This window comes from Sodalis ligni (assembly GCF_016865525.2).
GTDB classification, from domain to species: Bacteria; Pseudomonadota; Gammaproteobacteria; order Enterobacterales; family Enterobacteriaceae; genus Acerihabitans; species Acerihabitans ligni.
Genome location: NZ_CP075169.1, coordinates 1,658,307 through 1,679,310 on the forward strand (window position 1 = coordinate 1,658,307; position 21,004 = coordinate 1,679,310).

Genomic DNA, 21,004 nt, shown 5'->3' on the forward strand with positions numbered 1-21,004 from the left:
TGATGCCGTCAGCATCAATATTTTACCCGCCGATGTCAACTTTTTTGCCGCCTTCAGCACAGCGTGGCGAGGATCACCTTATCGGCATTAAAATATGCTGTGATTTTCTGGCCGAGAGTGAAATGCTGCTCCGCCATCACGGCTTTGGGCAGCGTGGCGCATAACACTTCGCCTCCGGCCAGGGTCAGCAACACCTCATCGTTATGCTCTCCCTGTTCAATATGGGTCAGGGTGCCGTAGAGGACGTTGTCGGCGTCGTCGATGGTTTGCTCCCCGGCTACCACGGAAACCCAGGGGGCCTTGATTAACGCCAGCACCTCTTTGCCCGGCGCCAGCTGCAACCGATCGCCGCTCTGCTGGGTCAGGGCCACCATCAAGCGGGTCCGGCCGTCCGCCAGCAGGATTTCAACCTGCTGCTGCACATGCTGGTGGGTGCGGTCAATGACGGTGCCAAAGAACTGGTTGCGGGCGCTGGTTTGCAGGGAAAAACGCGAAATGGCCGCCAGCAGGCTGTCCAGCGGCATACGATCGTCTTGTAAAACGTCAAAGGCCTTTTGCTGAATCTGGCCCAATAAATCATAGAGTTGCAGTAACCGTTCGGCATAGCGCGTCAGGGTCGCTCCGCCGCCGCCTTTGCCCCCGGTGGCCCTTTCAACCAGGGTTTGTTCCGCCAGTTCGTTCATGGCGCTGATGGCGTCCCAGGCGCTTTTGTAGCTAATACCCGCCAGTTTGGCGCCCTGGCTTATGGAGCCGGTCAGCTTTATCTGTTTAAGCAGGGCTATCCTTCGCGGGTCGGCAAAAAGACGCTGCTGAAGTTTCAGGGTTAAAAGGATTTCGGCCTGCATGCCTGTCTGCCTTGTCTGGTGGTTGATGGTTGGCTCGGCGATGGGGAAGCCGATAAATTCTCGCCGATTCAGCGCCCGGGGGCAAATGATATGCCGTCGCCAAGGCACATCCCGTGCGCTATAACATAAAAAGCTTAAGCAGCCGCGCCAGAAACTGGTATAAAGACATCATGATCCTGATAACACCTGCCGCCGGCATGAAATGAGGCCAAATGCTAGAATTACTGGAAAGCTTGTTAGTCGTAGTGCTCATGGTGCCAATCGTCATGGCCGTCATTTTAGGCTTGATTTACGGATTGGGCGAACTGTTCAATGTTATCTCCAAAATCGGCCATGCCAAGGAACATGACAAAAACACCTCCGCCAAAACAGATGTGACGTCGGAACGCCGCTAACGGCGTACCCGGTCAAGGCTTGTCGCGATGCCATCCCACCGGATGGCATTATTTGTTTCACCTGCCGCTTTGTCCTTTCACGCCACTGCAAAAAAAACATGAGGATGCCTATCCGGCCAGGACAAGAGCAAAGTGAATATATTCTTTAATAAGTATGATATGACTACCTCTTGTATTTATTAAATAACTTTCTTCATTTATTTGACGGTTATAACAGTATATTTGACATTGAAATTAGTGTAATAGTTAAATGGTGTTTTCTTTTAGGTGACTTAAAAAAATAAATTTATCAGATATAATGCCACTCCACTGGCTATAGATTAATGGCATGCGCCATTTCCGGAGGAAAAATGGATTTCAATACTAATGGCATTGCGCCGGCATGCGGCGCGAACGCCGGGACGGGAAGCCCTGACGGTGGAAGCATTAATCGCATGGAATCATTTAGCAGCTTTTGTTTTGGCGTCGGTAACGGTTCCGCCCGCACCATGCCCATCGACATCCCCGGGCAAAACCGGTCCTTACGGCGGTCTTTTGCCCATGCGGAGCAAAGCCCGGAAAATGTTCAGCCTGCCTGCCGGTTCCTGGTGAAAGACCAGGAGGATGCGCGGCAGGTTGCCGCCTTGCTGAAAAACATGCGGGGGGTGGCGGATCGTATCGCCTGCACCCCGGACCGCCGGCGTTTCCTGGTTCAGCATCAAGGGTCCATATTCAATTTTTGCCTGGATGGGAACGGGAGCATTGCCGCATCGGCAATGGTTCATCCCACATCCTGCCTTCGGCAGGATTTTGCCGGCGTCGCGGGTCAGCCCGCCCAGGTGTTCCAGAAGATGGAAGGCGCCCGGCAAATTCTTAATGCCTATCTGGCGGGAAAAACCAATGCTTCCCATCCGGCGTCCGCAGTCGCCGGCAGCGGCGGTGACTCGCTCCCGGACGATTTTTTCCCCTTTGGCCTCCCGCCGCTTCCGTAATGGGCCACTGTTCTTTTTGGTAATATTTGCGATTCGTTTAATGTCCAGCCCTGTTATTCCGTCGGGTATTGATTATAGAATAAATATCCATGGCGGCGCTGAGCCGCTGTGAAAATAACCCGAACATTATCTGGATAATGGAAGGGATAATGAAAAACAGTGTAAACAGTGACCGGAGAAACTGGCGATGGTGCAACCGCAATCGTTCAACGCAATAAAAATTCTGCTCACCGGACTTAATGGCGGCCTAACGCCGCGTCGTGAAGATATTCCGTTGAACATCGAAGATAATTCTGATTTTGATGCGGTTTACAATAAAAGGCTGAACACGTTTTTTGCCGGTTATGGCGACCTTTATCAAGCAGTACAAAACCAGGACAAGGCGGCGATAAAAACCGCGCTGACGCGGGCAAAAATCGCCACTCTGTCCCTGACCAGTTTTTTCACCGCCCTGGAAGATGACTGCATCAGCCTGTTAACCCATCTTGACGATGGTCCCCCTGGGCAGGATGCGCTCGCGGAACCCCATGCCGGCGGTAAAGGCGTAATGGTTTGATGACGCGGATGCACAGGATGGATCAAACTTTAAACGACCGCTCCAGCCGGTGCTTTACATGCACTTCCCCGGCTAATACTCTGTTGGCGTTAATATCTTGTCTTAACGACCAAAGAGGATGTGATGGAACAACCGGTAAACGGCAAAAAGCGGCTGGCGGTACTGTTCGGCGGTCAATCCACCGAACACGAGGTCTCGTTGCGATCGTCGATCAATGTTATCAAAGCCGTTGATCGGCAAAAGTATGATCTGACGTTGATTGGCGTCGATAAGCTTGGGCGCTGGATGCTGTGCGATGAGGCCGATTATCTGGTCAACCCGGACGATCCGGCGCGCATTGAACTCGCTCCCTCCGCGCATTATCTGGCGGTCGTTCCCGGGGGCCACGGCGGTCAATTGAAAGATCTCGCCAGCGGCGAAACGTTGCCGGCGATTGACGTGGCGTTTTCCGTGCTGCATGGCGCGGCGGGCGAAGACGGTTCCGTGCAGGGGCTGCTGCGGGTGCTTGGGATTCCTTTCGCCGGGCCGGACGTACTGGGTTCCGCCGTCTGCATGGATAAAGACATGACCAAGCGGATCCTGCGCGACGCCGGCTTGCCGGTGACGCCCTCGGTGACCATCCATCGCACCGATGCCGCCACGGCGGATTTCAGCGCCATTGTCCACCAGCTGGGGTTGCCCCTGTTTATCAAACCCGCCAGCCAGGGATCCTCGGTAGGGGTAAGCAAAGTGCTCGATCAGGCCGGTTTCCGGCACGCGCTGGACCTGGCGCTGGTTTACGATCATAAGGTCCTGGTGGAAACCGCCATCGACGGACGTGAGATTGAAACGGCGGTGTTGGGCAACGACCAGCCCGCGGTCAGCGTATGCGGCGAGATTCTGTCCAATGATGAATTTTATGCTTACGACACCAAATATCTGAAAGACGGTCAGGCCGGGCTGGTCATCCCGGCGCAGCTGGAAAATCGTCTGAGCGATGAAATCCGCCTGATAGCCCAGGCGGCATATCGGGTGCTGGGCTGTGCCGTTATGGCGCGGGTAGATTTTTTCGTCACCGAAGACGATGACATTATCATCAATGAAGTCAATACCCTTCCCGGTTTTACCTCCATCAGCATGTATCCGAAGCTCTGGGAAGCCAGCGGCCTGGATTATCCGCAGCTAATCGACCGGCTGCTTTCCCTTGCGTTTGAACGCGCGCGGGACGCCGCCGCCATCAAAACCGAACTATGATGTTTTAGCCGGCGCCGACGCCCGTAAAGAGAGAACCGGGTCCGGCGCCAGTTTTATATTTGGTAACAATGCCTAACACCCTACAATAAATAATGACAAAAAAAACCTCGCGTTATATGCTTTTTTTTATAACGTTACCTCAAGGGAATAATATGAAACAGCATACATTTAAATGGGTTGCCGGAGCGGTATTGACCGCCGGCATGGTTTTTCAGGCGCTGGCGGCACCGGCTGACGGCAAGGTAACGGTATTCGCCGCCGCCTCATTGACCAATGCCATGCAGGAAATCGCCAAAAACTATCAAAAAGATCGCAAGGTGGATATCGTTTCCTCTTTTGCTTCTTCCTCTACCCTGGCGCGTCAAATCGAGCAGGGCGCCCCGGCCAATCTGTTTATTTCCGCCGATCAGCAGTGGATGGATTATGTGCAAAATAAACAGCAGATCGTGAACGATACCCGCTATACCTTGCTGGGCAATGAGCTGGTCCTGGTGGCCCCTAAAGAGAGCGCGCTGAAGAACGTCACGATCGACAAACAAACCAACTGGACCTCTTTGTTGAAAGGCCAGAAGCTGGCGGTGGGCGATCCGGATCATGTGCCGGCGGGTATTTACGCCAAGGAGGCGTTACAGAATCTCGGCGCCTGGGATACCCTGTCGCCGGTGATGGCTCGGGCCAATGACGTTCGCGGCGCATTGGCGCTGGTAGAGCGTCAGGAAGCGCCGCTGGGCATCGTTTACGGTTCGGATGTGCTCTCCAGCAAGGCGGTGAAAGTGGTGGGCATTTTCCCGCAAGAGAGCCATAAACCGGTGGAATATCCTATGGCGCTGGTTAAAGATAACGACACGCCCGCGGCCAAGGCTTTTTATGCCTATCTGAAAACCCCCGCCGCCGCCGCGGTGTTTAAACAATATGGTTTTACCCCTAAATAATGCACCTCACCGAGTATGAATGGCAGGCGGTGGACTTAAGCTTGAAGGTTTCCCTTTGGGCAGTGGTTTGCAGTTTGCCGTTCGGTATTTTGGCGGCCTGGGTTTTGGTTCGCTGCCGTTTTCCCGGCAAATCCCTGGTGGACGGGATTATCCATCTACCGCTGGTGCTGCCGCCGGTGGTGATCGGTTATCTGCTGCTGATTGGCATGGGGCGGCGGGGTATTATCGGCTCCTGGCTGTATCAGCTTACAGGCTTCAGCTTCAGTTTCAGCTGGCAGGGCGCGGCGCTGGCCTCGGCGGTGGTGGCGTTCCCGCTGATGGTTCGCGCAATACGCATGTCGCTGGAGGCCATCGATTTACGTTTGGAGCAGGCGGCGCGAACCCTGGGCGCCGGTCCCTGGCGGGTTTTCTTCACCATTACCCTGCCGTTGTCCTTTCCCGGCATTGTGGTGGGCACGGTACTGGCTTTTGCCCGTTCCCTCGGTGAATTCGGCGCCACCATAACCTTTGTATCCAATATTCCCGGCGAGACCCGTACCATCCCGCTGGCGATGTACACGCTGATCGAAACTCCCGGGGCGGAGGGCGCGGCGGCCCGCTTATGCGTTCTGGCAATCTTATTATCCCTGGCATCGCTGATGATTGCCGATGCCTTGGCCGGCTGGGGCCGCAAGCGGCTGGGTGGATGATGCTACAGATTGATATTCGTCAACGGCTCGGGGATCTGGGCATGGAAGTGACCGCCGATGTGCCAGTCAAGGGTATCACCGCCATTTTCGGCGTTTCCGGCGCCGGCAAGACGTCGCTTATCAATGCCGTCGCCGGCCTGACCCGTCCGCAGCAGGGACGGATTATTCTCAATGACCGGATCCTGTTCGATGCTGAAAGGCGTATTTTTTTACCGCCGGAGGCTCGGCGGGTGGGATATGTCTTTCAGGACGGACGCCTGTTTCCCCATTATCGGGTGCGGGGCAATCTGTTTTACGGCATGGCTCCGTCCATGCGCCCTCAGTTCGACGGCATTATATCGCTGCTGGGTATCGGCCACTTATTAAAACGCTATCCCGCCACCCTGTCCGGGGGAGAGAAGCAACGGGTGGCCATCGGGCGGGCCCTGCTCAGCGCGCCGGAAATCCTGCTGATGGACGAGCCGCTGGCCTCGCTGGATTTGCTGCGCAAGCGCGAGCTATTGCCGTATCTGGAGCGGCTGGCGAAAGAAGTCGAGATTCCGGTGCTTTATGTCACCCACAGTCTGGAAGAGATCCTGCAATTAGCCGAACGGGTATTGATACTGGACAACGGTAAAATGAAGGCCTTCGGCACGCTGGAATCGGTGTGGGCCAGCCGGGCGCTGCGCCCGTGGCTGCCGCGGGAAGAGCAAAGCAGCGTGCTGCAGGTGGCTGTCGCCGAGCCCCATCCTGATTACCCCATGACCGCCTTATCCCTTGGCAAACAGCGGCTTTGGGTCGGCCGGGTATCGCAGCCGGTGGGTACGCCGTTGCGTATCCGCATTGCCGCAGCCGATATCTCGCTGGCGTTGACGCCGCCCCTGGGCAGCACGATCCGTAATATTCTGCCCGCCACGGTCAGCGAGTGCCTGACGGTGGGGGATCAGGTTGAGGTCATGCTGGATATCGAAGGCCATACCCTGTGGGCGCGAATCAGCCCGTGGGCCAGGGATGAACTTGGATTGCACGCCGGCATGCCGGTTTACGCGCAAATCAAAAGCGTATCCATCACTCCCTGATCCCTGCTTGCTGAACTACACTTGCTGAACTATAGCCTTGGACTACTGCCCTGGACTAAAGCCCCAGCACCCGCTGATAAATGGTTTCGGCGATGGCCGGTGACTCGTTATCGCCGATAACCAGGTCGGCCCGCCCTTTGATTTCGTCAACGCTGTTGCCCATCGCTACGCCCAGGCCCGCCGCTTCCAGCATACTTAAATCATTAAAATTGTCGCCGAAGGCGATAACCCGATCCATGCCGATGCCTTCCGATTCCACCCATTGCTGCAGCAATTTTCCTTTGCTGTTGCCGGTTTGGGCAACGTCCACCTGATCGTGCCAGGACCATTCGCACGCCAGGCCCAGCTCCAGTTCCACCGTTTCGGCAAAGGCCTGCAGTGCGCCCTTATCGGGATGCGAGGTGGCGAACTTCCAGATGGAGTCCGCCCGTTCCGCCGTATCGGCCAGGCTGTCGACCTGGATGATATTAGGCCGCTGGGCCAAAGGCAGCGTATTCGCCCAGGCCAGGGAACGAATCACGTGCTCGCTGGGCTGCTCATAGACCATGGCGTCGTCCACATAGATAAGACCGTGGATATCGTACTGGTTCAGCAGGCCGATGACCCGCTTGGCCTGCGATTTTTTCAGCGGATTGGAGGTCATGACTTTTCCGGCCTGATAATCATATAGATAGGTGCCATTGCAGCAGATAGCCGGGGTAGTGATTTTCAATGCCTGATAAAAAGGGTGAATGGCCACATGGTGACGGCCGGTGACCACCACCACCTGGACGCCGGCGGCCTGGGCGTCCGTTAATGCTTTGAGAGACGCCGGCAGAATTTTCTTCTGTTTATCCAGTAGGGTACCGTCCAAATCAAGTGCAATTACGCTATAGTTCATGTTTATCTCATTATCATATTAATAATATTCTTCGTTAATGGTACACCGGAAGCGAGTTGGCGAAAACCGCGAAAATGTCTGTGGATTACAAACAACAACAGTGACATGCTAACTGCAGGTTCGCATTTCCCCTCTCATTATGAATGCCACAGGTGCAGGTGCTAATAAGGAGTATACATGAAGCAGATCGTCTATATTGCCAGTCCCGAGAGTCAGCAGATTCATGTCTGGCAAATGGATAAAGAGGGTCTGCTGACCCTATTACAGGTGGTGGATACCCCCGGACAGGGTCAGCCAATGACTATCAATCCGGATAAAACCCATCTTTATATCGGTGTGCGCCCGACCTTCGGCGTAGTGAGTTATTCCATTGATGAGAAGGGCCTGCTGACGGAAGCCGGCATGGCGCCCCTTCCCGGCAGCCCCACCCATATCTCCACCGATCACCAGGGCCGGTTTTTATTTTGCGCCTCCTACAGCATGAGCTGCGCCAGCGTCAGTCCCATTGATGAGCGGGGGATTGCCGGGGCGCCGATCCAGGTCTTGGAAAACATGACCAACTGCCATTCCGTCAATGTCGATCCCACCAATCAGATTGTCTGGATACCCTGTCTGAAAGAGGACCGTATCCGTCTGTTTGACCTGGGCGCCGACGGCCAATTACAGCCTCATCGCCCGGAAGCCGTGTATTCCGTTGCTGACGCCGGCCCGCGCCATATGGATTTCCACCCCCATCGGCCCTATGCCTATTGCCTGAACGAACTGAACAGCTCGGTGGACGTGTTTGCCCTGGATGACGGCGGCGCCGCGCCGCGCACCGTTCAGACCCTCGACAGTATGCCGGCGGGATTTGCCGATACGCGTTGGGCGGCGGATATCCACATCACCCCGGACGGCCGTTATCTGTACAGCTGCGATCGCACCGCCAGCCTCATTACCTGTTTTGCCGTTTCGGAAGACGGCAGCACCCTGAGCGTGGTGGGGCATCAAGCTACCCAAACGCAGCCGCGCGGATTCAATATTGACGCCAAGGGGCATTTCCTGGTGGCGGCGGGTCAGAAGACCGACCATATCGAAGTGTACCGCATCAATGATGAAACCGGCGCATTACAACCGCTGGCGCGTTATCCAGTAGGCAAGGGCCCGATGTGGGTAAGTATACTGAGTCGCTGAAAAGGCCGCGCGGCGCCCCATGGCTCGGTAGCCCCGCTATCATCGACCGTGCAATGAGACCGTTAAAGGGCCACCGTGCCCGGCCGCGGATAGTTCAGATATACGTCACGGTCAACGACGCGCTGCCCAGCGTATGGAAATGCACATTAAAGCCCACCATCGCGCCGCTGGCGTTTTCATCCACATCAATGGATTCCACATCCAGCGCATGGACGGTAAAAATATAACGGTGCGTCTCTCCCGCCGGCGGCGCCGCGCCGCCGTAACCGGCTTTGCCGAAGTCGGTCCGAGCCTGCACCGCTCCCTCCGGCAGCCCATCCTGACCGGAACCGGCCCCCTGAGGCAGTAGACGGATATCGGCGGGGATATTCGCCACTACCAATGCCACCAGCCTGAACCGGTGGGAGCATCGGGGTCGTAAACCGACACCACAAAGCTTTTGGTGCCCGCCGGAACATCGTCCCAGACCAAATGCGGCGAAATATTATCCCCTTTATAACCCATGCCGTTAAAAACATGGCGTTCAGGCATTTTTTCGCCGTCTTTCAGATCGTTACTGAATAATGTAAAAGCCATTTGTGCCTCATCGGTAAGTTATCGTTTAACGCTGGCGCCAATCCTTAGCATTTAAGCAGCTTCAGCACATTTTGCGCCGCCGCGACGGAGGACGCGGGATTCTGACCGGTCACCAGATGCCCGTCGATAATGGATAAAGACTGCCAGTCATCGGTTCTCTCGTAAACCCCTCCCAAGCGTTTTAACTCATCTTCCACCAAAAAGGGCACGATAGCGTCGAGCTTAACCGCCTGCTCTTCGCTATTGCTGAATCCGGTCACCCGCTTGCCGGCCACCAGGGGCGTCCCGTCGGGCTTTTTCACATGGCGCAGCACGCCGGGAGCGTGGCATACCGTTCCCACCGGTTTGTTGTCGGCAAAAATCTCTTCAATCAGCGCAATGGAATGCGGGTCTTCCGCCAGGTCCCAGAGGGGGCCGTGCCCGCCGGGGTAGAATATCGCATCAAAATCTTCTGCCCGCAGTTGAGCCAGCGGGACGGTTTGGGCCAATGCCTGCTGCGCGGCGCGGTCGGTGCGAAAGCGCTCGGTATCCTGGGTCTGGGCGTCCGGCTGGTCGCTGGCAGGATCAACGGGAGGCTGGCCGCCCTTGGGCGACGCCAGGGTAATCTCCATGCCGGCATCGAAAAAAATATAATAAGGAGCAACAAATTCCTCCAGCCAAAAGCCGGTTGGCTTGCCGGTGTCGCCCAAGGTGTTATGGGAGGTCAAAACCATAGCAATTTTCATTGTTTATCTCCGGTATGTGGGCCTGCAAGCAGGCTCAAAGAGTATCGCCTCCGACCCGTATCACCAGCTTGCCGAAATTTTTTCCCTCCAGCAGACCGATAAACGCCCGCGGCGCATTTTCCAATTCCTCCACCAGATCTTCGCGCATCCGGACCTTGCCTTCGGCTACCCAGGGTTCCATGGCCTCGATGAATTCCTGGTGGCGATGTCCGTAATCCTGGGTAATGATGAAACCCTGCATGCGTATGCGTTTACGCAAAATGATGCCGGCGAGCAGCGGCAGCCGATCGAGGCCTGCGGACAGGTCCTTTATATTGTAGTTGGCAATCAGACCGCACAGGGGAATGCGTGCCGAGGTATTCAGCAGGGGAAGCACCGCATCGAAGACCGCGCCGCCGACGTTTTCAAAATAAATGTCGATACCGCCCGGGCAGGCTTGCGCCAGCCGATGGGCGAAATCCGGCGCCCGATGATCGATACAGACGTCAAAACCCAGCGTTTGCGTCACATACCGGCATTTTTCCTCCCCGCCGGCCACGCCTACCACCCGGCAGCCCTTGAGTTTGGCCACCTGGCCCACCACCGCGCCAACCGCGCCGCTGGCTGCCGCCACCACCAGCGTCTCGCCGGCCCTGGGCTGGCCGATATCCATCAATCCCATATAGGCGGTGAAACCGGGCATGCCCAGGACGCCCAACGCCCAGGAAGGGTGTTGAAGAATATCCCCTTGCAGCTTCCTCACCTCCCCGGCATTTGCCAGGGCGTAATCCTGCCAGCCGCCTTGATTAAGCACCCAATCCCCGGGACTAAAGTCGGGATGACGGCTGGCTTCCACCCGTGAGACGGTGCCGCCGACCATGACCGCGTTCAATTCCACCGGCGGAGAATAGGAAGGGGCATCGTTCATTCTGCCGCGCATATAGGGATCCAGGGAAAGATAAATGGTGCGCAGCAACAGTTGCCCGTCATCGGGCTGAGGAATGTCGCCGGTCTCCAAACGGAAATTATTCAATACGGGTTTGCCGTCGGGGCGGGAAGCCAACACAATACGGCGATTGACGTTTTTATTTTGGTTCATATTACCCGAACTCCTCGATCCAATGATTGACGTTATGGATGATAGCGCTTGGCCGTGGGCTTTGGGCCGTTCAGGGGGCGAAATGCGCGGGTTCGTCCAGGGACGCGGCCAGTGCGCCGGTCAGCAGCGCCAGCTGGCTGCTGGAAATAATATACGGCGGCATCAGGTAAATTAATCGTCCAAACGGGCGAATCCAGACGCCTTCATTGACAAAAAAGCGTTGCAGCGCAGGCATGTTCACCGGCGTATGGGTTTCCACCACGCCGATGGCCCCCAATACCCGCGTATCGGCCACGCGGGCATGGGCGCGCAGCGGCAGCAAGGCCGTGCGCAACTGCGCCTCGATTGCCGTTACCTTTCCCTGCCATTGTCCCTGTTCCAGCAAGGCCAGGCTGGCGTTGGCGGCGGCGCAGGCCAGGGGGTTGGCCATAAACGTCGGACCGTGCATAAAACATCCCGCTTCGCCATTGCTGATGGTATCCGCCACCACGCGGCTGGTAAGGGTGGCGGACAGGGTCATATAACCGCCGGTAAGGGCTTTGCCCAGGCACAGGATATCCGGGGCGATGTCCGCATGCTGGCAGGCGAACAGCTTGCCGGTACGGCCGAAGCCGGTGGCGATTTCATCGGCGATGAGCAGGATGCCGTAGCGGTCGCACAATTCCCGCACCCGCCGCAGATAGGCCGGATGGTAAAAGCGCATACCCCCCGCGCCCTGGACGATAGGCTCGAGGATGACCGCCGCCAGGGTATGGCTGCCGGCCGCCAACGCGGCGGCCAGTTCGTCGGCATCGCTTTCCCTCCAGGGTTCGTCAAACCGGCACGCCGGCGCCGAAATAAAATCATGCTCCGGCAGATAACCCCGGTATAGGCCGTGCATGGAGTTCTGCGGATCGCATACCGACATGGCGCCGAGTGTATCGCCATGGTAGCCGTGGCGCAAAGCCAGCAGGCGTTTACGGGATTCTCCCCGCGCCTGCCAATACTGCATGGCCATTTTTATCGCCACCTCCACCGCCACCGAGCCGGAATCCGCCAGAAAGACACACTCCAGGGACGGCGGCGTCATCCCCACCAGCCGCCGGCAGAGCTCAACGGCTTGGGGATGGGTAATGCCGCCGAACATGACATGGGACATATGCTGCAACTGATCGGTGACCGCCCGGTTGATGGCGGGGTGGTTGTAGCCGTGAATGGCCGCCCACCAGGAGGACATGCCGTCCACCAGGCGTCGTCCGTCGGCAAGCTGTAGTTCACACCCCGCGGCGTCCGTTACCGGATAACAGGGCAGCGGGCGGGTCATGGAGGTATAAGGGTGCCAGATATGGCGTTGATCGAAAGCGAGATCTGCCGGCGTCATAGGTTTAATCGTCAACCATATTATAAAAATTTAGTTGACAGTATACCCACTGGACTTACACTGACGAAACTATTTTAAGTCCGTTATCGAGGACCTTTTCTCATGGAACACAACCCCCGCTGGACGGTGCGGCAGGCCCAGGCGCTGTTTGCCAAACCCTTTATGGATCTGCTGTTCGAGGCCCAGCAAATCCACCGGCAGCATTTCAATCCCAATCACATCCAGGTCAGCACCCTGTTATCCATCAAGACCGGCGCCTGCCCGGAAGACTGTAAATACTGTCCGCAAAGCGCCCGTTATAACACCGGTCTTGCGGCGGAGCAGTTGATGCAGGTTGAACAGGTGCTGGTGTCGGCCGCCAAGGCCAAGGCCGCCGGCTCAACCCGGTTTTGCATGGGGGCCGCCTGGAAAAATCCCCGCGATCGGGATATGCCCTATCTGGAGCAGATGGTGCAGGGGGTGAAGGAGATGGGAATGGAAACCTGCATGACACTGGGCATGCTAAGCACCGCGCAGGCGCAACGGCTGGCGGCGGCCGGCCTGGATTTTTATAATCATAACCTGGACACTTCGCCGGAATTTTACGGCTCCATCGTAACAACCCGCAGCTATCAAGACCGCTTGTCTACGCTGGATAAAGTGCGCGAGGCCGGTATCAAGGTCTGCTCGGGGGGCATTGTCGGCCTTGGCGAGTCGGTAACCGATCGCGCCGGGTTACTGGTACAGCTGGCCAACCTGCCGGAACCGCCGGAGAGCGTGCCGATTAATATGCTGGTGAAAGTAAAAGGCACGCCGCTTTCGGAAAATGAGGATGTCGATGCGTTCGATTTTATCCGGACCATCGCGGTGGCGCGCATTATGATGCCCCGCTCTCACGTGCGGCTCTCCGCCGGCCGCGAGCAGATGAATGAGCAGACCCAGGCCTTGTGTTTCCTGGCAGGGGCCAATTCGATTTTCTATGGTTGCAAGCTCTTGACCACGCCGAATCCGGAAGAAGATCGGGATCGGGCCTTATTCCGTAAGCTGGGCCTTACTCCGCAGCCTCACCACACCGATAGCGGCGATGAGGAGCGCCGGCGTCAGCTGGCCGATGCGATACTGGATGCCGACACCGAGCAATTTTACAACGCGGCGCGCGGATGAGCTGGTCTGAACGAATCGCCCAGGGCCTGCAAAGCCGCAGGCAGGCAGACGCTTATCGCCGCCGCCTGGCCATTATCGGCGGCAACGGCCCCAGCCTTCAATATCGGGGCCGGCAATACCTGAATTTCTCCAGCAACGATTATCTGGGCCTGGCGCGCAATCCGGATATTATCGCCGCCTGGGCAGAGGGTGCGTCGGCGCACGGCGTCGGCAGCGGCGGTTCGGGGCATGTGGCCGGCTATAGCGAGGCGCACCGGGACTTGGAGCAACGGTTGGCGGGTTGGCTGGGATATGAGCGGGCTCTGTTGTTCAACGCCGGCTATGCCGCCAATCAGGGCCTGATCGCCGCGCTGGTAGCCAAAGGGGATATGGTGTTGGCGGACAAGCTCAGCCATGCCTCGCTGCTGGAGGCGGCCGTACTGTCCCCCGGCCAGCTGCGCCGTTTTCACCACAACGACGCCGGTTCGCTTCGTCAGCTGACGCGGGCGGAGTGTACGGGCAACCGGCTGGCCATCACGGAAGGGATCTTCAGCATGGACGGCGACAGCGCGCCGCTGGCCGCCCTGCAGCGCGGCATCGCGGATGCCGGCGGATGGCTGCTGGTGGATGACGCCCACGGTTTCGGCGTGGTGGGGGAGCAGGGAAGGGGCAGCGCCTGGCAGCAGGGCTGCCACCCGGAACTGCTGGTGGTGACCTTCGGCAAAGCGGCGGGAGTGGCGGGGGCGGCGGTGCTTTGCGCCGAGCCTGTGGCGGAATATCTCCTCCAGTACGCCCGCCATCTTATCTACAGCACCGCCATGCCGCCGGCACAGGTCTGCGCCATTGACGCCTCCCTGGACGCCATCATCCGGGGCGACGGACTGCGGGCGCAGCTGGGGCGCAATATCACCCGTTTTCGCGCCGGGGCCGCCGGTTTGGGATATCGCCTCGCCCCTTCCGCCAGCGCGATACAGCCGCTGCTGGTCGGGGAGAACGGCCGGGCGCTGGAGCTGACCGAGAGCCTTCGTGAACGGGGCTGCTGGCTGACGGCTATTCGCCCCCCCACCGTGCCCGTGGGCGGCGCCCGCCTGCGCATCACGCTCACCGCCGCCCATCAAAGCGCCGATATAGATTGTTTACTGGAGGCCCTCGCCGATGTACGCCGACCTGCATAAACAGGGTATTGCCCGCACCTTCGGACGTGCGGCGGCCGGTTATGACCGCCATGCCGCCTTTCAGCGCGCCAGCGGCGACGAACTGGCGGCCTTGCTGGGACCGCTGCAGGGGAAAACGCTGCTGGACGCCGGCTGCGGCACCGGATGGTTCAGCCGCGTTTGGCAGCGGTCCGGCAACCGGGTGATTGCGCTGGATCTCTCATCAGACATGCTGGCGGAGGCGCGCCGTCGGGAATCAGCCTCGGTTTACCTGGCGGGAGATATCGAACGATTGCCCCTGGCGGACGGTAGCCTGGACATTTGTTTTTCCAATCTGGCGGTACAGTGGTGCGATGAGTTACCCCGGGCGCTGGCGGAATTTCACCGCGTTACCCGTCCCGGCGGCATGATTGCCTTCTCTACCCTGGCGGAAGGCTCGCTGGAAGAATTGACCCGGGCCTGGCGGCAGGTGGACAGCGCCGTGCATGCCAACCGCTTTATGCCGGCCGCCGCCATCGCCCGGGCGTTGCAGCCTTATCGGCACCAATTGCATGCCGTACCCCACCGGCTCTATTACCCCGGCCTGGTGCCGCTGCTCCAGGATATCAAGGGGGTGGGGGCGGGTTATCTACGCGACGGCCGCCCGCTGGGGCTGGCCGGCAGCCAGCGCATCCGACGCCTCGAGGCGGTATGGGAGCGCCACGCCGCGGGTCTGCCGCTCACCTATCAATTGATTCACGGACTGATTTATCGTGACTAAAACCTATTTTATCACCGGCACCGATACCGATATCGGCAAGACATTGGCCACCTGCGCCCTGCTGCAGGCGGCCAATGGCCGCGGCCGCCGTACCGCGGGGTATAAACCGGTGGCTTCCGGCTGCATTGAGACCCCGCAAGGGCTGCGCAATACCGACGCCCTGGCGTTATCCGCCAACGGCAACGTCCGGCTGCCCTATGAGCTTATCAACCCGCTGGCGTTTCGGGAGGCGACGTCGCCGCATATCGCCAGCGGCGATGAACGGCGGCCCATCGATGCTTCCATGCTCTCCCGGGGGTTGGCAGCGGTACAGGCCCGCGCTGAATGGGTATTCGTCGAAGGAGCCGGCGGCTGGTTCACGCCCTTGAGCGATAACCTGACCTTCGCGCAGTGGGTGGCCGCCGAGCGGTTGCCGGTGATCCTGGTGGTGGGACTGAAACTGGGCTGTATCAATCATGCGCTGCTGACGGCATTGGCTGTCCGGCAGGCGGGATTGACCCTGGCTGGGTGGGTGGCCAACGATCTTTCCCCCGAACCGCATCGCCGCGCCGACTATCTGGCCACGCTTACACAACGCCTGGGAGCGCCATTGCTGGGGGAGATTCCATGGCTGGACGAGCCCGCGGGCGCCCGCCTAGGGCACTATCTTGATCTGGCGTTGCTGGTTTAACGGTATCAAACCATGAAATTGAACGGCGATGGTGCCGATATGACGCCTGTTCATGCAAGGATATTGAACAGCGATATCGCTGATGCGGCGGTGGCTTGATGCAGGGCGTCAAAACGGCGATAAACGCCCTGGAAAACCAGGCAGCGAGGAAAAAGCTAAGGCCGGGCGGTAATATAACGACATAGTCAGGCGTGGAATTATCATGGCTTTATGCTACACGGCCAGATAAGCCTGGATCAGGCTTTCATCCAGCTGCTCCAGCCTGCCCTGGGCCACGTTGCAACCCCCTTCCAGCAGGCAGAAACGATCGTCGCCCTGGGGCGTGAAAGGCAGCTGTTGTTCCACCACCAGCAGGGTCAGTCCGAACTCCTGCTGCAACTGGCGGATATTACGGCCTATCTCCGCCACCACCGTGGGCTGGAAACCGCCGGTGGGCTCGTCGAGAATCAGCAACTCCGGTTCAAGCACCAGCGCGCGCGCGATGGCCAATTGCTGTTGGCCGCTGCCGGTTAAATCACCGGCCCGGTGATGACGCATATCGTAGAGTACCGGAAACAGCTCATAGACCATCGGCGGTATACGGTTGGTCTTGTTGCGTCCGGCCATCAACGCCACGCGCAGATTTTCATCCACGCTTAGCTGCGAGAAAACCTGGCGTCCCTGTGGGACATAGCCTATGCCCAGCGCTGCCCGCTCCTCCACCGGATACAGCAGTAAATCCAGCTCCGGCTCGCCGTAAAGCTGCCAGCTAACGGTACCGCTGCTTACCGGCAGATGGCCCATGATACAGTTTACCAGTGTGGTTTTACCGACGCCGTTGCGCCCCAGCAGGTAGGTGCATTGGCCGCGGGGTAATTCCAAACTGATATCCCGCAGAATATGCTTTGGCCCGTAAAACTGATTTACCGCCTGCAAACGTAGCATAAGATTCCTTCCCCCCTTTTACCCTCTTCACTTTGTTTATGGGTGGCGCGGTGTGAAACCCATGGCCATCACCACCGATACGCCGCTCATAACATAAAGCAACTATCAGGCCAATGTGGTTTTAACGGAAAAAGATAACAGGATGAACTGTGGTCGCCGGTGGGTATTAGCATAAATAAATACCCCCAGAGGGCATTTACCAAACAAAGTGCGGGTTTTTGCACTTTTTCGGTGCTGGCGGCGGTTTAAGTGGTGCAGCCGACTTTTAAGGCACTATGAGAGTGCGCTTTTTGTGCAACGGCGACTCGCGGCGGTATTTGATAGTGACAAAAAGAGATAGTTATTTTAAGTATAACGGCGGCTGCCAAAAGGGGTAAAAATGGCTAAAAAAATTCTGTGTTGTCATCTGGGCGTCATTATTCTCGGCTTTACGGAATGCAAGCGGCCAGCGGCGCGGTGGGACTTATCCGCCATTCCTGTGGATAACCGTGTGCATTAGGTTTAGAAAAGCATGCGTAGGCGAGACCAGACGCGGCCTCGCCGCATTTTGCCTGTATTCTCCACGCTTTTTTTAATCGCTATAAATACAATTGGTTAATTAAAATCAAGCAAATTTGTACAAGCTTTGTCAATCCAATGTCATTTTTCGACATTCTTTACCGTCGGATGAATTTCATAACGCTTTGTAAGAAAATCTTTCCAAAGGTCTGAATGGAAGCGGCGGAAATTCCAAATCCGGATCGTTGTCGATCTTTGCACCCGCGCCGAGATAGGGTATTATAATACTGGTTTTGTATCCAGTGCCGATGTGCTGGCAAAATAACCGCTCTGTTCCCATACTCTAGAATTATCCTGTAGAGTTATCCCGTAGAGTTATCCCGTCTTTCATTTCTCCAGCAGGTAGCCAGTAAATGAGTAAAGAGTTCAAACTGCACTCGAGCTTCAAGCCCTCCGGCGATCAACCGGAGGCTATCCGTCGTTTGGAAGAGGGTCTGCTGGACGGCCTGGCCCACCAGACGTTATTGGGTGTGACCGGTTCGGGCAAGACCTTTACCGTGGCGAACGTGATTGCCGATCTCAACCGGCCCACCATGGTCCTGGCACCGAACAAGACCTTGGCGGCCCAGCTCTATGGCGAAATGAAGGCGTTTTTCCCCGATAACGCGGTGGAGTACTTCGTCTCCTATTACGATTATTACCAGCCGGAAGCCTATGTTCCCAGCTCGGATACCTTTATCGAAAAGGATGCCTCGGTGAACGAGCATATCGAACAGATGCGATTGTCCGCCACCAAAGCGCTGCTGGAGCGGCGCGACGTCATTGTGGTGGCCTCGGTGTCGGCAATTTACGGCCTGGGCGATCCGGACGCCTATCTGAAAATGATGCTGCATCTGACGCGGGGAATGATTATCGATCAGCGCTCCATACTGCGCCGGCTTTCGGAACTCCAGTACAGCCGTAACGATCAGGCTTTTCAGCGGGGGACCTTCCGGGTGCGTGGCGAGGTTATCGATATCTTTCCGGCGGAGTCCGATGAAATCGCTCTGCGGGTGGAATTATTCGATGAGGAAGTGGAACGACTGTCCCTGTTCGACCCGCTGACCGGCCAGGTGGTGCAGACGGTGCCGCGTTATACCATTTACCCGAAAACGCACTACGTCACGCCGCGGGAACGGTTGTTGCAGGCGATGGAAGACATCAAGGTGGAGCTGGCGGATCGCCGCAAGAACCTGCTGGCGGACAACAAGCTGCTGGAAGAGCAGCGCCTGTCGCAGCGGACCCAGTTCGATCTGGAGATGATGAATGAGCTGGGCTACTGTTCCGGCATCGAAAACTATTCCCGTTTTCTTTCCGGCCGGGGGCCGGGAGAACCGCCCCCAACCCTGTTCGATTACCTGCCCGCCGACGGCCTGCTGGTGGTGGATGAATCCCACGTCACCATTCCGCAAATCGGCGGGATGTACAAAGGTGACCGTGCGCGCAAGGAAACCCTGGTGGAATACGGTTTCCGTTTGCCTTCCGCCCTGGATAACCGGCCGCTGAGATTTGAGGAGTTCGCCGCCCTGGCGCCCCAGACCATCTACGTCTCGGCCACCCCGGGGAAATATGAACTGGAAATGACCGGCGGCGAAGTTATCGATCAGCTGGTGCGGCCCACCGGGCTGCTGGATCCGCAAATCGAGGTGCGGCCGGTTACCACCCAGGTGGACGATTTGTTATCCGAGATCCGCAAGCGGGTATTGATTAACGAGCGGGTGCTGGTGACCACCCTGACCAAGCGCATGGCGGAAGACCTGACCGAATATCTGGAAGAGCATGGCGAGCGCGTGAGATACCTGCATTCGGACATTGAGACCGTGGAGCGGGTGGAAATCATCCGCGATCTGCGGCTCGGAGAGTTTGATGTGCTGGTGGGGATTAACCTGCTGCGGGAAGGGCTGGATATGCCGGAGGTCTCCCTGGTGGCCATTCTGGATGCCGACAAAGAGGGTTTCCTGCGTTCGGAGCGTTCCCTGATCCAGACCATTGGCCGCGCCGCCCGTAACCTGAACGGCATGGCCATCCTTTATGGCGACAAGATCACCCCTTCCATGGCCCGTGCCATTGACGAGACCGAACGCCGGCGGGTTAAACAGCATGCCTATAACCTGGAACACGGCATCATCCCCCAGGCCCTCAACAAGTCAGTGGCGGATATCATGGAACTGGGCCAATCCCCGGCCCATGCCAAACAGAAAAAACGCAAGGCTATGGAAGATGCGGCTCATTACGGCGCGATGACGCCAAAAGCCGTGGATCAGAAAATACGCGAGCTGGAAGCTAAAATGCAGGCGCATGCGCAGAATCTCGAATTCGAACAGGCGGCGGCGGTACGGGACGAAATACACGCCATGCGGGAACACTTTATCGCCATCTCGTAACGGCGGCTGGCATGCTTGAGCCCAGGGATAACAGCTTCTCCAGCGCGTCCCGAAGCAGCCTCCGGTCATGATGGTGAGGGATCTCCCCGGCGGCCAGCGGCTGTTGTATCCTCAGATGGTGATCCACGTCGGAGGTATCGCTGTCCGGACCAAGTATCAGCCCATCGATTCTTTGCCCCACGCCTATGGCGTGTTCCATGATGTCCAGTTTTTGCCGCAGGCGCAGATTGGCGGCGGCGATGCTCAGCTCCCGTCCGAGGTTATCGATATAGATCAGCGGGGCCCGGCTTTGGCGCAGGGCCTCCGTGAGATCCGGCAGCAGCAGCAGCGGCATCAGGCTGGTGAAAAAGCTGCCGGGTCCCAGCAGGATAAGGTCCGCCGCCGATATCGCCTCCAGGGCTTCCGGGGTGGCTGCCACCGTTGGGCACAGCCGCAGGCTTACCGGCAGCTCCTTCAGATTATCCACCGCCGTTTCGCCGTATATGATTTCGCCGCCGGCGGTTTTGGCCTGTAAATCCACCGGCTGTTCCGACATGGGGATTAATAGCGCCTCCACTTTCAGTAGACTGCGTATCAGGTTGATGGCTTCCAGAGGGCGGACGCTTAAATCATCCAGGGCGGCGAGCATCAGGTTGCCGAGGTTATGACCGGCCAATTCTCCCCGGCCGCTGAAGCGGTATTCAAACATTGCCGCCGCAATATTGGGTCCGGACGCCAGCTGGTTCAGGCAATTACGCGTATCGCCCCAAGCGATGCCGCCGCGAGTCCGCCTGATCCGACCCGTGGAACCGCCGTTGTCGGTGGTGGTGACGATACCGGTCAAACCGGAACCGAGTTTAGAAAGCGCCGACATGGCCCGCCCCAGTCCATGACCGCCTCCCAGGGCCACGACATGGTTCAGTTCCGCCAGGGTGGGATTGCCCATAACGCTCCTCAGAATAGCTAACATTAGCCCCGTTATGCTTAAAATAGCGGATTCGGC

The 21,004-nt window shown here is 57.8% G+C and carries 20 protein-coding genes and 1 pseudogene; 13 read left to right on the forward strand and 8 right to left on the reverse strand.

The window, feature by feature from the left end:
* Positions 1–53: 53 nt before the first annotated feature.
* Positions 54–845: a molybdenum-dependent transcriptional regulator gene (modE, locus tag GTU79_RS07815; RefSeq protein WP_203522286.1), complete on the reverse strand. Its 792-nt coding sequence runs from the start codon at positions 843–845 to the stop codon at positions 54–56.
* A 212-nt stretch (positions 846–1,057) separates the two neighbouring features.
* On the opposite strand from modE, the gene GTU79_RS07820 reads away from it, so the two are divergent.
* The 7 genes from GTU79_RS07820 (at position 1,058) to modC (ending at position 6,679) form a co-directional block, all read left to right on the forward strand.
* Complete coding sequence (locus GTU79_RS07820) at positions 1,058–1,240, forward strand: AcrZ family multidrug efflux pump-associated protein (protein ID WP_214513819.1); 183 nt, start codon at positions 1,058–1,060, stop codon at positions 1,238–1,240.
* Positions 1,241–1,674: 434 nt separating this feature from the next.
* Positions 1,675–2,211 (forward strand): hypothetical protein, encoded by a 537-nt coding sequence (locus GTU79_RS07825; protein ID WP_203522285.1) that lies wholly within the window; start codon positions 1,675–1,677, stop codon positions 2,209–2,211.
* 187 nt (positions 2,212–2,398) lie between these two features.
* Positions 2,399–2,767, forward strand: a complete 369-nt coding sequence (locus GTU79_RS07830; RefSeq protein WP_214513820.1) for a hypothetical protein — start codon at positions 2,399–2,401, stop codon at positions 2,765–2,767.
* A 123-nt stretch (positions 2,768–2,890) separates the two neighbouring features.
* Positions 2,891–4,000 carry a D-alanine--D-alanine ligase gene (ddlA, locus tag GTU79_RS07835; protein ID WP_203522283.1) on the forward strand — a complete coding sequence of 370 codons (1,110 nt, stop codon included), beginning with the start codon at positions 2,891–2,893 and terminating at the stop codon, positions 3,998–4,000.
* A 152-nt stretch (positions 4,001–4,152) separates the two neighbouring features.
* Entirely contained in the window at positions 4,153–4,932 is a 780-nt protein-coding gene (gene modA, locus GTU79_RS07840) for a molybdate ABC transporter substrate-binding protein (protein ID WP_203522282.1), read from the forward strand.
* A complete protein-coding gene (gene modB / locus GTU79_RS07845) occupies positions 4,932–5,621 on the forward strand; it encodes a molybdate ABC transporter permease subunit (RefSeq protein ID WP_132922757.1) in 690 nt (229 codons plus the stop codon). Before modA ends, modB begins: the two co-directional genes overlap by 1 nt.
* Positions 5,621–6,679, forward strand: a complete 1,059-nt coding sequence (gene modC, locus GTU79_RS07850) for a molybdenum ABC transporter ATP-binding protein ModC (protein ID WP_203523132.1) — start codon at positions 5,621–5,623, stop codon at positions 6,677–6,679. Before modB ends, modC begins: the two co-directional genes overlap by 1 nt.
* Positions 6,680–6,734: 55 nt before the next feature.
* On the opposite strand, the gene GTU79_RS07855 is transcribed toward modC, so the two are convergent.
* Complete coding sequence (locus GTU79_RS07855; protein ID WP_132922756.1) at positions 6,735–7,559, reverse strand: pyridoxal phosphatase; 825 nt, start codon at positions 7,557–7,559, stop codon at positions 6,735–6,737.
* A 177-nt stretch (positions 7,560–7,736) separates the two neighbouring features.
* On the opposite strand from GTU79_RS07855, the gene pgl reads away from it, so the two are divergent.
* Complete coding sequence (gene pgl, locus GTU79_RS07860) at positions 7,737–8,732, forward strand: 6-phosphogluconolactonase (RefSeq protein ID WP_203522281.1); 996 nt, start codon at positions 7,737–7,739, stop codon at positions 8,730–8,732.
* A gap of 94 nt (positions 8,733–8,826) precedes the next feature.
* Here the strand turns inward: pgl and GTU79_RS07865 are convergent.
* From GTU79_RS07865 to bioA, 4 genes and pseudogenes are all read right to left on the reverse strand, one after another.
* Positions 8,827–9,308, reverse strand: a pseudogene (locus tag GTU79_RS07865) (kinase inhibitor).
* Between the two features lie 44 nt (positions 9,309–9,352).
* On the reverse strand, positions 9,353–10,033 hold the full coding sequence (locus GTU79_RS07870) for a type 1 glutamine amidotransferase domain-containing protein (protein ID WP_203522280.1): 681 nt from the start codon (positions 10,031–10,033) through the stop codon (positions 9,353–9,355).
* Between the two features lie 34 nt (positions 10,034–10,067).
* Entirely contained in the window at positions 10,068–11,111 is a 1,044-nt protein-coding gene (locus tag GTU79_RS07875; RefSeq protein WP_203522279.1) for an NADP-dependent oxidoreductase, read from the reverse strand.
* A 70-nt stretch (positions 11,112–11,181) separates the two neighbouring features.
* Positions 11,182–12,471: an adenosylmethionine--8-amino-7-oxononanoate transaminase gene (gene bioA / locus GTU79_RS07880; protein ID WP_203522278.1), complete on the reverse strand. Its 1,290-nt coding sequence runs from the start codon at positions 12,469–12,471 to the stop codon at positions 11,182–11,184.
* A 102-nt stretch (positions 12,472–12,573) separates the two neighbouring features.
* Here bioA and bioB point away from each other — a divergent pair, with 102 nt between their 5' ends.
* The 4 genes from bioB to bioD are packed head-to-tail and all read left to right on the forward strand — an operon-like array spanning position 12,574 to position 16,177.
* A complete protein-coding gene (bioB, locus tag GTU79_RS07885) occupies positions 12,574–13,614 on the forward strand; it encodes a biotin synthase BioB (RefSeq protein ID WP_203522277.1) in 1,041 nt (346 codons plus the stop codon).
* A complete protein-coding gene (gene bioF, locus GTU79_RS07890; RefSeq protein ID WP_203522276.1) occupies positions 13,611–14,768 on the forward strand; it encodes an 8-amino-7-oxononanoate synthase in 1,158 nt (385 codons plus the stop codon). Before bioB ends, bioF begins: the two co-directional genes overlap by 4 nt.
* On the forward strand, positions 14,749–15,507 hold the full coding sequence (bioC, locus tag GTU79_RS07895; RefSeq protein WP_203522275.1) for a malonyl-ACP O-methyltransferase BioC: 759 nt from the start codon (positions 14,749–14,751) through the stop codon (positions 15,505–15,507). The genes bioF and bioC overlap by 20 nt, the downstream gene beginning before the upstream one ends.
* On the forward strand, positions 15,500–16,177 hold the full coding sequence (bioD, locus tag GTU79_RS07900; protein ID WP_203522274.1) for a dethiobiotin synthase: 678 nt from the start codon (positions 15,500–15,502) through the stop codon (positions 16,175–16,177). The genes bioC and bioD overlap by 8 nt, the downstream gene beginning before the upstream one ends.
* Before the next feature lie 213 nt (positions 16,178–16,390).
* On the opposite strand, the gene GTU79_RS07905 is transcribed toward bioD, so the two are convergent.
* On the reverse strand, positions 16,391–17,101 hold the full coding sequence (locus tag GTU79_RS07905; RefSeq protein ID WP_132922746.1) for an ATP-binding cassette domain-containing protein: 711 nt from the start codon (positions 17,099–17,101) through the stop codon (positions 16,391–16,393).
* Between the two features lie 911 nt (positions 17,102–18,012).
* Between GTU79_RS07905 and uvrB the strand changes: the two genes are divergently transcribed.
* On the forward strand, positions 18,013–20,022 hold the full coding sequence (gene uvrB, locus GTU79_RS07910) for an excinuclease ABC subunit UvrB (protein WP_132922745.1): 2,010 nt from the start codon (positions 18,013–18,015) through the stop codon (positions 20,020–20,022).
* Here the strand turns inward: uvrB and yvcK are convergent.
* Positions 20,006–20,947 carry a uridine diphosphate-N-acetylglucosamine-binding protein YvcK gene (yvcK, locus tag GTU79_RS07915; protein WP_203522273.1) on the reverse strand — a complete coding sequence of 314 codons (942 nt, stop codon included), beginning with the start codon at positions 20,945–20,947 and terminating at the stop codon, positions 20,006–20,008. The two genes, uvrB and yvcK, sit on opposite strands and share 17 nt — an antisense overlap.
* Positions 20,948–21,004 lie beyond the last annotated feature (57 nt).